Below are 12,373 nucleotides of genomic sequence, written 5' to 3'. Positions count from 1 at the left end.
GGGTGTCCGGCACCGGCGAGTAGTGGGTCAGGGCGATCCGCAGGGCCGTGCGCGCCCGCGCCAGGTCGGTGAGCGCGCGGCGCAGCCCGTCGGCGCACGCACGGGAGTGCCGCATGAAGGCCTTCATCTCGGGTTCGCCGAAGTCGCTGCCGCAGCGGCCGGCGTACCCCCCGCAGAACCCCTTGGCCCCCGCCACCCCCACGGTGGTGCCGTGCAGGTCGAGGACGACGGCTTCCCCCTCCAGGACGGTCACCCCCGCCTCGGCGAGGACGGCGGCGAGTTCCCCCGGCCGGTCGGCGTGGTGGTCGTGGTTGCCGAGGACGGCCACGACGGGGACGGGGAGGCCGGCGACCTCACCGGCGACGACGGCGGCTTCCCGCGGGGTGCCGTGCCGGGTGAGGTCACCGGCGAGGAGGAGCAGGTCGGCGTGGTCCCGCAGGGTCTCGAAGGCCGGCCGGAGGGTGCCCTCGCAGCCCGGCGCGAGGTGGATGTCCCCCACGGCCGCGACCCGGATCACGGCAGGTCCTCCTCACGGTCGGGCGGGCGGGCGCTGACGACGGTGAGGTCGTGGCGCCAGGTGAGCGGGCGGAGGACTTCCGCGGCGATCCGCAGGACCGTCTCGCGGCAGTCCTCGCCGGAGACCGGCCCCCAGACGAGGACCGTGTGCCCGCGCAGCTCGACGCGGACCCCGAGTTCGGCGACGTCCTCCCGGGCGAGCCGGTCTCGCAGGTGCTGGGCCCGGTACTCGGGCAGTGCGGTGTCGGCCGGGCCGGCGGGGTCACGGGTGCTCATGGCGGGCCTGCTTTCGGGGCTCGATCACCCGCAGGCGTTCGAGGAGGTACAGGAAGGCGTCGGGCAGCGGCTGGTCGCGGTGGCGGCGGTCGAGGAGCGGCCAGTCGATGCGTTCACGGAGCATCCGCGCCATCGGCAGCAGTTCCGCGAAGTCGCAGTAGTGCTCGCACAGGGCGGTCAGGCGGCTGTCCATGAGGTCGGTCGGGGCGAGGACCGGCATGCGTACGGAGTCCACGGCGCGGACGTCCGCCCGCCGCAGGAGCTCGTGCGCGACGGGCCGGCCCGCGAGGTCCAGGATGAGGTCGATCTCCTCGTCGCCGTCGCGGCCCTTGATCAGCCAGTCCTCGGGGGCGTCGACGACGGTGATGCCGGCCTCGGCCAGTGCGGCCACGGCGGCGGGCGCGTCCTCGCGGCGCAGGCAGAAGTCGGTGTCGTGCCGGAAGCCGGCCGGCAGCCCGTGGGCGAAGGCGGCGACGCTCCCGGCGAGCGCGAACGGCACCCCGGCTGCCTTCAGGAGCGCGCCGACCCGTTTCGTGGTCTCCAGGATGGCCTGCGTGTGGTCACGCGGAAGGCTCGTGGACCCGCTCACGGCCCACCTCCCCGCATCCGCCGCCCGGCTCTCCCGTCACGCCCACCGCGTACGTCCCCGGATGCCGTGGCGGGCCGCCGCCCCCCGGTGGCCGTGGGAGCGCCCGGGCGCGGTGGCCGGGGCGGCGAAGGTCCGCCGCGCCGCCTCCACCCGCAGGGCCTCCAGCAGGGACTCCTGACGCGCCGCGCGGGCCAGGAGCCGGTCGAGGGCGACCGGGTCCAGGCGGCGGTCGGTGAGCGCGAGGACCCGCAGCGACCTCCACATCGACGCCTTGCCCTCGACCCCCAGGCGCATGGCCTCCAGTTCGAGTACGTCGCTCAGGGGGGAGCGGCCGGCCAGACGGCCGTTGAGCTTGAACCGTGCCGCCTTCTCCGCGAGCCGGCCGGCGGCGACCCTCGGCCACCGCGCGGACACGCCGAGGGCGGTCATCGACGCGCGCAGGCTCTCCCGGTCCGCGGGGATCTCCTCGGCCAGCCCGGCCAGGGGCTGCTGCGCGGGCGTTCCCCGCTGCGCCCGGGCCATGCGGCGGATGAGGGAGACGCCGCTGCCGGCGCCCGCGAGGTGGTCGTTCAGATAGACCGCCAGGAGGCGCTGCGGGTCCGGGGCCGACGCGGTGCGCGATCGTGCACCCGAACCGGTGGGGTGGGCGTTCATGGCATGTCCGATCCGTAGCGCGGACTCTGCACCGGGACCGCGTTCCCCGGTCTCGGGTTCCGGTAGGCGCGTGCCCCCTGCCACCCGGAACAAACCCACGCCTGCGGCCGGTGCCCCGTCAGCCGGGCGGGGCGCCTCGAAGGCGACTCCGAGGCGGCGGACGTGGGCGTCGAGGGCCTCGCGGACGGGTGGGTACGCGGCGGCGATCGGGGTAGTCGCGCCGCATGGACACCACGACCGAAACCACGCCGCTGCGCGCCGTCGCGCTCGTCTGCTCGCTGTCGCCGTCGCCGAAGCCGTCGAGCTCGCAGCTGCTGGCGGAGCAGACCATGGCGGCCCTGGCCGATCACGGCGTCACGGGCAAAGTGATCCGGATCAGCGACCACGACGTCAAACCGGGCGTCGGGACCGACATGGGGGACGGTGACGCCTGGCCCGAGATCCGCGACACCGTCCTCGGCTGCGACATCCTCCTGCTCTCCACCCCCATCTGGCTCGGCCACCCCTCCAGCCTCGCCCAGCGCGTCCTGGAACGCCTCGACGCCGAACTCGGCGAGAGCGACGACGAGGGCCGCCTGCTCACCTACGGCAAGGCCGCCGCCGTCTGCGTCGTCGGCAACGAGGACGGCGCCCACCACGTCAGCGCCGAACTCTTCCAGGGCCTCAACGACGTCGGCTTCTCCCTCGCCCCCCACGCGGTCACCTACTGGGTCGGCGAGGCCATGCAGGGCACCGACTACCAGGACCTCGACAAGACCCCCGAGAAGACCGCAGCCACCACCCGGACCCTGGCCGCCAACACCGCCCACCTCGCCCGCCGCCTCAAGACCGCCGCCTACCCGCCTTCCAGCTGACGGCCCGACACCTCCGCGGCCGCGGATCAGGCGGCGGCGAGGGAGATCTCGGTGGCCTTGATCAGGGCGACGACGGAGGTGCCTGCGGCGAGGCCGAGGTCCTTCACGGCATCCGCGGTGATGGCCGCGGTCAGGCCGCCGCCGTTCACGTCGACCTTCACGGAGGCCATGGCCGGGCCGGCGGCCACGTCGACGACGGTGCCGGGGATCTGGTTACGGATCGAGATGCCCGAAACGGCAGCGGTGGCGAGCGAGACCTCGGTCGCCTTCACCAGGGCCCTGACCGATGACCCCCCGGCCAGCCCCAGCTCCTTGGCGGCGTCGGTGGTGATCACCGCGGTGATCTCCTGACCACCCTCCAGGCGGACCTTCACCGAGGACATGGCCTCACCGGCCGTGATCGAGGTGACGGTTCCGGCGATCTGGTTGCGGATGGACAGGGTCATGAAAACCACGCCTCACTGAGGGAGAAGAAGAGGACGGAAAGCACAGGCCTGTGTGTGACCTGCGTTACGGCCGACATTACACAGGAAGGGCGGAAATGCGGGGCTCCACACAAGCGGGCGTCAGGACGCCTTCGGGCCGGCCGGCTCCCCGGTCCCGGCGTCCTCGGCCCCGGCGTCCGCGGTCCCGGCGTCCTCGGTCCCGGTGGTGACCCGCGCCCGGCGCAAGAGCACCGGGAGCCACAGGGCGCATGCCAGCAGGGGGACCGCGGCGTACGTGGCCATGCCCACGCTGGAGCCCAGCCCGTCCATGAGCGCGCCGAGGACGAGGTAGCCGATGCCGATGAGCGCCGACTCCACGAACGCGATCATCGACAGCAGGCCCGCCCGGTGGCGCGAGGGCACCGCCTCGTTGAACACGTTGTCCACGAGCACGGCGGTGATCTCGGGGACCCCGACCAGGACCAGGAACGCGGCGACGGTGACCCAGACCAGGCCGAGGCCGCTGAGGCCGAGCGCCAGGGCGAGCGTCAGCAGGGACACCGGGACGATGACCCGGTAGCCGATGCGCCGGTTCGCGCGGTCCGACAGCAAGGGGGTGAGCCCGCCGGCGAAGAAGCCCGCCGAGATGACCACGCTCACCAACGCGGTGCCCGCTCCCTGGTCGGAGAGGGTCTTCTGGGTGAAGATGATGTACGGCGTCAGCGTCGCGTGCATCAGACCGGACACCAGGACGAGGGTCACGAGCGCCGGTGTGGCGACCCGGAGCATCGCCCGCCACGCCGTGGCGTCGGTGTGCTTGTCCCCGGCTCCGTCCTGCTCGTCCACCGCGTCCACGCCGCGGATCTCGGGTACCCGGGACACCAGCACCAGCACGGCCAGGACCAGGCACGCCGCCGAACCGGCGTAGACGATTCCCCAGGAGAACCGCTGCAGTTGGCCGCCGAGGACGATGGCCACCCCCGAGGTGACCGTGCCGAGCATGGTGAACCGGGAATTGATCTTGACGTAGCCGGCCGTCGCACCGCGCCGCACGAGCAGGTCGTACAGCAGGGCGGTGTCCGAGCCGGACACGCAGGCCATGCCCACGCCCTGCCCGATGAACAGCGCGAGGAACACCCAGTAGTCGGAGAACGCGGCCTGACCGAGCAGACACGCGGCGATCAGCACCTGGCCGATCACGATGCTCGCACGCCTGCCGATCCGGTCGGCGATGACTCCCGTGGGGAACTCGGCGAGTCCGCTGACCAGGTACAGCAGGGTCTGGAGCAAGGCGATCTGCCCGGCGGAGAAGCCTCGCTGCTGGAGGAAGAGGACGAACACACCGCGCTGGAACAGCGAGTTGGCGAGCACGGCGTATACGTAGAACGGGCGCGCGACGCCGCGTGCCGCATCGTCGACTGCGGCCGGTCCGCCGAGGGCCTCCGTGGTGCCGGTCATGCTGCGCGCTCCCCCTGGTGACTCCGGTGATCATGGGTGTTGGGCCTCCGCCGCCGAGCGGAAGTGATGCTACGCGCCCCGCCCGGTCGGGAGGCGGCTCTCGCGTACGTTCTCAGACACACCAGATCCCCTGGCGCACGGGCAGGCCCACTCCGTGGTCACCGGCGGTGAACACCAGGCCGTCGCGCGCGAGGCGGTCGGTGCCGGACCGTTCCGCGGCCGTGATCTCGCGTCCCCAGTCGGCGGCTTCGAGCAGGCTCGCCTCGGGTGCGGAGCGGTCGATGACGATCCGTCGGCGGGGGCCGAGACGCGTGTCGTCCACGGAGATGAACGTCGGGCCGCGGCGTGCGAGGAGCTGCGCGTCGGCCCGCGGCGACCAGGCGAAGGTGCCGTCGGGCCGGCGCGGCGGGTCCAGGTGCCGCAGCCGGCGGGCGTCGAGGTCTCCGCATTCGCCGCTCCACGAGACCCGCAGGCCCACGCCGCGCGCGTCGCGCAGCAGTCCGATCAGGGCGACGAGATCGCGCTCGGGCATGGACGGCATGACGTGATGTCCGGACAGCCGTACTCCGGCGTAGCCGGTCCGCGCCAGGAGGACGAGCCCGGCGCGGTCCTCGACGGAACGCGGTTCCACCGTCGCGAACAGGTGCCGGCGGCTCGTCCGCGGGCCTGCCGCCGGTGGGGTCACCACCGCAGTCCCGTCGCGAGTGCCAGGTACGTCGGCCCCTCGCGGAACGTGAGCCCGAGGGCGGTCCACTCCTCGACGAGCGCTTCGAGCCGGCCGTGGGGCACCGCCGTCCCGAGCGCGTCCAGTCGGCGGGCGAGTGCGGGAAGGGTCCGTCCTTTGGCGAGCGCCCGGTAGGCCTCGGTCTCCAGGCCGGGCGGGAGCACGAGTTCGCGTGAGGGCCAGCCGTGACGGTCGTCGACGAGGACGAGGGAGTCCTGCGGCGCCGGCAGGGCGACCAGCCGTGACGTCGAGGAGTTCGCCATCCACACGCCGACCGCCTCGGACAAGGTCGCGTACATGTCCGCCGATATCCCGGCGGGCTCGGCGTCGAACACGTAGACGAGGTCGCCGAGGTCGTCGAGGGCGTCGGCCACCCCTTCGTAGGCGCGGGTGAGCTCGTCCGACGGCCCGAGGTTGCGCAGGCCGAGCCGGGGGTCGTCGAAGTAGGGGCTGAACCGCGTCAGCTGGATGCGGTGGACGCCGTCGGGTGCGGTGAGGTGGTGCAGGGCCGGCAGCGTCTCGACCAGTGCCGCGTACACACGGTCGTCCTCGCCCGGGAAGCCGACGAGGACGTTCCACGACGGAAAGATCCTGCAGGTCGTGCAGTCCCGCAGGAAGCGCACGTTCTGCCACCCGGTGACTCCCTTGCGCATGATGCGCAGCACGGGTGTGCTCAGGCTCTCCACACCCGGCTGGAGTTGCGTGAAGCCGGCCCGGGCGAGTGCCTCCAGGTGGTGGAACCCGAGGTTGGACTTGACCTCGGCGAACAGCCGGACGTCCCAGTCGGCGGGCAGTGCCATGTCGGTGGTGAGCCGGCGGACGTGGTCGGGGCCCAGGATGTTGTCCGTGAAGACCAGGTCGAGGACGTTGTGCCGCCGGATGGCCCGGGAGGCCTCGGCCCTCACCCGCTCCGTCGGCTTGGCGCGGTGGGCCATGGCCGATCCGTTCAGGCCGCAGAACGTGCAGTGGTGTTTGGCCCCCCACCAGCACCCCCTGCTGGCTTCGAGCGGGATCTTGACGTCGACGAGGTCGGTGAGCGCGGATCCGTCCAGTTCGCGGAAGTAGTGGTCGTAGACGGGCTCCGGGACGGCGTCCATGACGATGGGCCTGGTCCCGAGGGGATTGCTGACCGAGGCGCCGTCCGGACCGGATCGCCAGCACAGCCCCGGGACGGCGCGTACGGCGTCGTCCCGGGGGCCGGTCCGGCCGGTCCGGCACGCCGCGATGTGCGCGACGAGCGGTCCGATGGAGTGCTCCGCCTCGCCCCGGACGACGTAGTCGATCTCGGGGCGGGCCCGGTGGATCGCCGTGCCCTGGACGCCGTCGCAGTTGGCCCCGCCGAGCACGGTGACGGTGGCCGGGGACAGTTCCTTCACCCGCCGCGCGAGCGCGAAGGAGGCGATGTTCTGGTCGAAGGTCGTCGTCAGGCCGACCACGTCCGCACCGGACTCGACGACCTCCCGGGCCAGTTCGTCGACGAAGCGGGGAGCGGCGCGGAACATCGCGGCGTAGGCGTCGGCCTGCTCGCGCCCGCGCAGCAGGGCGAAGAAGCTGGTCTCACGGGGATCCACACCGGGGCGGAAGCAGCTGGAGAAGATCCATTCCCCGACCCCGAGGACCTCGGCGTCGACGACCAGCTCGTAGTGGTCCCGGGCGAGGCCGACGCGATGGGTGAGGTGGTCGAGCCACCGGATGTTGGCGTAACGGGCGTCCAGCCGCCCGACTTCGCCGCGCGCCGCGAACAGCGGGGCGATGGTGCTGATGGCCAGGGAGGGCATGTCGACCAGGGCCCAGGGCATGCACACCAGCGCGACGGAGAGCACGCCCTCCTCCACCACGGGCGGTTCCGGCTCCGGCTCCGGCCGGCCGTGCCCGATGCGCAACAACTCCACTCCGCCTCCTGTCACCGGCCCGGCCCCGTCCGCTCACCAGCGCACGGGCATTTCCTTGACGCCGTACCCGAGTCCGTCGTCCATGAACGGGAGGTCGCCCAGGCCGACGGCCAGGGCCAGGGTCGGAACGCGCCGGAACAAGGCGCCGAAGACGACCTGGAGTTCCAGGCGGGCCAGCGGCTGGCCGGTGCACTTGTGCACACCGAACCCGAAGGCGAGCTGCTCGCCGGCATCGCGGCGCAGGTCCAGCGATCCGGCGCCGGGGAACACGTTCTCGTCGCGGTTGCCGATCTCCTCGGGGAGGATCAGCCCTTCGCCGGCGCGGATCAGCTGCCCGGCGATCTCGATGTCCGCCACGGCCACGCGGCGACGGCCGGGCTGGACGGTGGTCAGGTACCGCAGCAGTTCGTCGACGGCCCCGGCGACCCCGGGGCCGTCCGCGCCCTTCAGTACGGCGATCTGGTCGGGGTGGAGCAGCAGGGCCAGCGTCCCCAGCGCGATCATGCTGGCCGTGGTCTCGTGCCCCGAGACCAGCAGGAACAGGACCAGCATCACCAGTTCGTGCCGGTTCAGCTCGCCGGTGGCCAGCCGTTCGGTGGCCAGCTGGGACAGCAAGTCGTCGTCGGGGGCCTCCAGCTTGCGGCCGATCAGCCGGGCCAGGTAGCGGTACAGGGCGCGCTCGGACCTGCTCGCGACGTCGTCCGGGACGTCCCTGCTGGTCAGTGTCCTGATGGCGCGCTGGAAGAAGTCGTGGTCCGCGTACGGGACGCCGAGCACGTGGCAGATGACCATGCACGGGATCGGCAGGGCGAACTCCCCTACGAAATCAGCTGGTTGCGGGCCGGCGAGCAGGGCGTCGATGTGCTCGTCGACGATCCGCTCGACCGCGGGCCGCAGTTGTCCGACCCTGCGGGGGGTGAACGGCCGGGCGATCATCCGCCGCAGCCGCAGGTGCTCCGGGCCCTCCATGGCGGTCAGGAACCGGGCTTCTTCATGGTGGTCCTGCAGGAACCGGCTGTCGAAGGGGTATCCCGGCTGCGTCCAGTCGGCGCTGACCCGGCGGTCCCCCAGCAGCGCGCACTGCTCCGCGTGCCTCGTCACCAGCCACGGGGTACTGCCGTCCCAGAGCCGGACCCTGACCAGCGGCGCCCGTTCCTGCAGTTCGGCGAGGCCCGGTGCCGGATCCAGCGGACAACCGGGCGCCCTGGGAATCGGGAAGTACGGGACCGCCGCATTCCCCAGATCGGGAATGCCGGCCTGCGAAGACGTCAAAATCCCAGCTCCGTCCCGAATGTCATGCAGCGGAAGACAGTCTCCGGACCACAGCAGGCTACCCAGACCCGATCAAGGCCCACAAGGGGACCGTCCCCATCGGTGTCCGCCCGATATGTGCACGCCCCATTGACGGGGCACCGAAGTCCCGGTGAGATGAAAGCTGTTGGCACCACTCAAGGCGAAGAGGGGACGACGATGGCACAGGAAGTACAGGAAGTACAGGAACGCCCGGTGATCGCGACGGACGAGCCGGAACCGGAGATGGTTCTCTTCTCCGACGAGGAAGATCTCGACCTCGCCGACGACGTCGAGCTGATCAGTCTGTCATCGGCCACTTTGGGTGCCATCGTTGCGCGGCGCTGCTGATCGCATCTGATGCCGACTCCCCAACGACTGGCCCTCTCGTTTGCGGGGGAGGGCCAGGTGCCGATGCGTTCGTCCACGCGGAACGTTCGTGTGACACTCGGCCGGCCCTTGATCAATTCCGATGTCAATTCCCCGTTCTTCGTCCCTCTCGGACTGCTCTGCATCGCCTCGCCCCTGAGGACGCACGGGCATCCGACCGTCGTCGTGGACCTGGAGTACGAGCACCGGATCGGTGCCTTCGAACCCGGTGACGACGACTGGCTGAGCCGGACCTGCGCCCGCCTGCTCGCCGCCGACCCCGACGTCCTCGGCCTCACCTGTCTCGCCGACACCCTCCCGGCATGCCTGCTCATCGGGCGGGAGGTCAAGCGGCTGCGGCCCGGTGTCACGGTGGTCCTCGGCGGACCGGGGACCTTCGGGGTCTTCCCCGACGCCCTCCCGCGCTTCGCCGACTGCGTGGACTACGTGTGCCGCGGTGAGGGAGAGCTCGCGATCACCGCGCTCGCGGACGCCCTGGCCGACGGGTCGGACCCGTCCGCGGTACGCGGCTTCTGGTCGTGCGATGACGGCCGGGCCGTCTCCTGCGGGCCCCAGCCGACCACCAACCTGAACCTCGTGCCGATGCCCGCGTACGACGCGGTCCCGATGGGCGACTACATCCGGCTGTCGACCCCGCACATCTTCGACGTGCACATCGGCTCCGGGTGTACCTACTCGTGCAAGTTCTGCATGACGTCGACGTTCTGGGACCGCGACTTCCGGATCAAGGACCCCGCGGTCATCCTCGACGAGCTGCGCTTCCTGCACCGCACCCATGGCGTGACGCAGTTCAACTTCCTGCACGACAACTTCGCCAACAAGCGCACGTACCTCGACGAGTTCGTGTCGTATTTCGCCGAGCACAACGACATGTTCGAATGGGGCTGCGCGGTCCGGCCCGACAACGTCAACCCGTCCCTGCTGCGGCGCATGGCCGACGCGGGATGCTTCAACATCTTCTGCGGCACGGACGCGGGGTCGGAGAAGATCCTCAAGAGCATGCTGAAGATGCCCTCGACGAAACGGACCTACGAGTTCTTCCGGTCCGCACAGGAAGTCGGAATCCAGTTCGAGACGAACACGATCGTGGGATATCCGGACGAGAGCGCCGAAGACCTCGAGAAGTCACTGGAGGTCGTCTTCGACGCCATCGCCCATGGCGCGGTCAACAGTGACCTCAGTGTGCTCCAGCCACTTCCCGGCGCGGAGATCACGGACGAGTACCGGGCCGAACTCGAACCACTCGCATACGGTCTCGACACCATGGGCACATTCCTCCCGCCGGACGTCCGAGCCCTCATCGGGGAGGAATCCGCGATCTTCACCGGATTCAGCTTCATTCGCAGCGGAAATCGGGAGTACGGCTACTACCAGGACGTGTTGCGCCTCTCGCGCTACTTCACACGCCGCTATTACCACCTGCTGCGCTTCCTCAAGCAGGGCGCGGGACTCACCTACGTCGCCTGCATCGACGCCCTGCTCGAACGGGCCCCGCTGCCCGTCGAGGAAGCGCTCCCCGAGCTCCTGGCGCACCTGGAGGGCGCACCCGCGCGCGCCGCCGGGGCGCTGTTCACCTACGACTCGATGCTCGCCCAGTTCCGGGGCGACGAGGTCGAGGAGGAGCTCGTCAACGTGTACCGGCGGCCCGCCACCGTGGGTGAGAAGCCGCACTTCCTGATCGCGGACCTCGACGTCGACGTCGTCACGATGATCTCCGACCCGCGCGAGATCACCTGGAAGCCGGAGCTGAGCCGCCCGACCGTCGTGGTCGTGTACCGCGCCAGTGAGGCGGAGGTGTCGACCCTGCGGCTGACCCCGGCGCAGGCCACGGCGTTCAGGGCCCTCATGCCGCGCGACCGGGACGGGCGCGAAGCCCTCCTCGCGCGGGTGGCCCCTGGCCGGGCGCGCGAGGTCGCGACGGCGGTGGCGGGGTGGTGTGCCCGGATCGACGCCTCGCCGGACGCGCCCGAACGGACTCCCCGGGCGGCCGACAGCCCCCTCCTGACCACGTGGGGGTGACCCGCCCCGTCGTCGTCGAGGTGGACGACGACCCGATCCGCTGGCACGGGCCCACGGGAGGCGACTACCTGAGCCGCTGGTTCGCCGCGGCGAGCCAGCACAGCCGGCTCGACCTCGTACGGGTCGCGGACGACGGGCTCAGCCAGCACTACCGGGTCCGGTCGGGCGCCTCCTTCTCCGACGGGAGCCCGGTACGGGCGCGCGACCACGCCCGGGCGATCCGGACGGCGCTGACGGTTCCGTCGCTCCAGCGGTTCCTGCTCGGCATCCGCGCGGTCCGCACCTCGCACGACGCACTCGTCCTCGAGCTCCGCCGCCGCGCACCGCACCTTCCCCGCCTGCTCCGGAGCGTCGATCTCGCTCCGGTCCCACCGTGCGGGCAGCTGTCCTCCGGGGCGTACGAGCGTGCCGTGCGCACCGCCGACGACGAGTACCGGCTCGAACCCGTCAGGGCCGGCACGCCACCGGTGCGGGTGCTCGTCCGCCGCGATCCGCACGGCGCCCCGGACCGTTTCCGGCGCGGCGAGGTCGACGTGACGTGCGCGACGGCGTTTCCGCTCGACCGCGTCCCGGACTTCGCGGGCAGCCGGGTGTTCCACACGGCACCGACCGGGATCGAGATGCGGCTGGAGGTCACCCCGGGCGGTCCCTCGGCGGTCGGGGACGCCGAGTTCCGCCGCCGGCTCCTCGGCGCGCTCCGCTACGACCGCCTCGTCGCGCGGTGCCGCAACGGGGTGGAAGCGGCGGCGCCCGACCATCACGTCGAGGCACCGCCCAGCACCGCCGGTTCCGGTGAACGGCTGCGCCTGGGGTACTGGGACTACTACCCGAACCTGATCGTGGCCGAAGAGGTCGCGGCCCAGCTGACCGGGAACCTCGGGGTCGAAGTCGAGCTGGTGCGCGCCGACTTCGTCTCGGGCTCGGCGCACTCCTGCGACCTGCTCCTCGCGTTGCGGGGCCCCCTCTTCGAGGATCCGCTCTGTGCTCTGGACCTGCTCGACCCGGCGCGCCGCGACCCCGTCCTCGCGCCGCTGCTGGACCGGCTGACCGAAGTCCCGGACGACGGCGGGGCGTACGAGGCGCTGCGGCGGGCGGTCCGCGAGCGGTGTCCGGTCCTGCCGCTCCTGCGTCTGCGCGGCCACTGGCTGCAGCGCGAGGCACTGTCGGGCCGGCCCTGGCCGCCGATGGGCGCCGTGCGCTTCCCCCGGTTCGGCTGGGGCGCCGGTCCGCCGTGAACACCGCGGCCCCTCTCTGATCCTCTCCGAATCCGCTCTGGATCCCCGTCG

General features: G+C 71.7%; 13 protein-coding genes. 4 read left to right on the top strand and 9 right to left on the bottom strand.

What is annotated here, in order from left to right; genetic code table 11:
• From ACFVXK_RS13455 to ACFVXK_RS13440, 4 genes are all read right to left on the bottom strand, one after another.
• A partial coding sequence (locus ACFVXK_RS13455) for a metallophosphoesterase (protein WP_389611646.1) occupies positions 1–517 on the bottom strand: 517 nt, incomplete at its 3' end.
• The gene (locus ACFVXK_RS13450) at positions 514–792 is read right to left on the bottom strand and encodes a hypothetical protein (protein WP_389611645.1); all 279 of its coding nucleotides are present in this window, start codon (positions 790–792) and stop codon (positions 514–516) included. The genes ACFVXK_RS13450 and ACFVXK_RS13455, both read right to left, overlap by 4 nt.
• Positions 779–1,381 carry a nucleotidyltransferase family protein gene (locus tag ACFVXK_RS13445; protein ID WP_389611644.1) on the bottom strand — a complete coding sequence of 201 codons (603 nt, stop codon included), beginning with the start codon at positions 1,379–1,381 and terminating at the stop codon, positions 779–781. Before ACFVXK_RS13445 ends, ACFVXK_RS13450 begins: the two co-directional genes overlap by 14 nt.
• Before the next feature lie 36 nt (positions 1,382–1,417).
• A complete protein-coding gene (locus ACFVXK_RS13440) occupies positions 1,418–2,035 on the bottom strand; it encodes a hypothetical protein (protein ID WP_389611643.1) in 618 nt (205 codons plus the stop codon).
• A gap of 224 nt (positions 2,036–2,259) precedes the next feature.
• On the opposite strand from ACFVXK_RS13440, the gene ACFVXK_RS13435 reads away from it, so the two are divergent.
• Positions 2,260–2,889 carry a flavodoxin family protein gene (locus ACFVXK_RS13435; RefSeq protein ID WP_389611642.1) on the top strand — a complete coding sequence of 210 codons (630 nt, stop codon included), beginning with the start codon at positions 2,260–2,262 and terminating at the stop codon, positions 2,887–2,889.
• 26 nt (positions 2,890–2,915) lie between these two features.
• On the opposite strand, the gene ACFVXK_RS13430 is transcribed toward ACFVXK_RS13435, so the two are convergent.
• The 5 genes from ACFVXK_RS13430 to ACFVXK_RS13410 all read right to left on the bottom strand — a co-directional run bounded on the left by ACFVXK_RS13430 (position 2,916) and on the right by ACFVXK_RS13410 (position 8,600).
• On the bottom strand, positions 2,916–3,335 hold the full coding sequence (locus ACFVXK_RS13430) for a molybdopterin-binding protein (protein WP_389611641.1): 420 nt from the start codon (positions 3,333–3,335) through the stop codon (positions 2,916–2,918).
• Positions 3,336–3,455: 120 nt separating this feature from the next.
• Positions 3,456–4,772 carry an MFS transporter gene (locus ACFVXK_RS13425; RefSeq protein WP_389611640.1) on the bottom strand — a complete coding sequence of 439 codons (1,317 nt, stop codon included), beginning with the start codon at positions 4,770–4,772 and terminating at the stop codon, positions 3,456–3,458.
• A 112-nt stretch (positions 4,773–4,884) separates the two neighbouring features.
• Positions 4,885–5,403 carry a DUF5825 family protein gene (locus ACFVXK_RS13420; RefSeq protein WP_389611639.1) on the bottom strand — a complete coding sequence of 173 codons (519 nt, stop codon included), beginning with the start codon at positions 5,401–5,403 and terminating at the stop codon, positions 4,885–4,887.
• Between the two features lie 50 nt (positions 5,404–5,453).
• Entirely contained in the window at positions 5,454–7,388 is a 1,935-nt protein-coding gene (locus ACFVXK_RS13415; RefSeq protein ID WP_389611638.1) for a RiPP maturation radical SAM C-methyltransferase, read from the bottom strand.
• Positions 7,389–7,421: 33 nt separating this feature from the next.
• Entirely contained in the window at positions 7,422–8,600 is a 1,179-nt protein-coding gene (locus ACFVXK_RS13410) for a cytochrome P450 (protein WP_389611648.1), read from the bottom strand.
• 258 nt (positions 8,601–8,858) lie between these two features.
• On the opposite strand from ACFVXK_RS13410, the gene ACFVXK_RS13405 reads away from it, so the two are divergent.
• The 3 genes from ACFVXK_RS13405 (at position 8,859) to ACFVXK_RS13395 (ending at position 12,322) form a co-directional block, all read left to right on the top strand.
• Positions 8,859–9,029, top strand: a complete 171-nt coding sequence (locus ACFVXK_RS13405; RefSeq protein WP_389611637.1) for a hypothetical protein — start codon at positions 8,859–8,861, stop codon at positions 9,027–9,029.
• A gap of 108 nt (positions 9,030–9,137) precedes the next feature.
• A complete protein-coding gene (locus ACFVXK_RS13400) occupies positions 9,138–11,087 on the top strand; it encodes a B12-binding domain-containing radical SAM protein (protein ID WP_389611636.1) in 1,950 nt (649 codons plus the stop codon).
• The gene (locus ACFVXK_RS13395) at positions 11,084–12,322 is read left to right on the top strand and encodes a hypothetical protein (protein ID WP_389611635.1); all 1,239 of its coding nucleotides are present in this window, start codon (positions 11,084–11,086) and stop codon (positions 12,320–12,322) included. Before ACFVXK_RS13400 ends, ACFVXK_RS13395 begins: the two co-directional genes overlap by 4 nt.
• Positions 12,323–12,373: the final 51 nt, after the last annotated feature.

This window comes from Streptomyces sp. NPDC058157 (assembly GCF_042884105.1).
In the GTDB taxonomy this organism is placed as follows: Bacteria; Actinomycetota; Actinomycetes; order Streptomycetales; family Streptomycetaceae; genus Streptomyces.
This window is presented reverse-complemented; position numbering and strand designations above follow the sequence as displayed.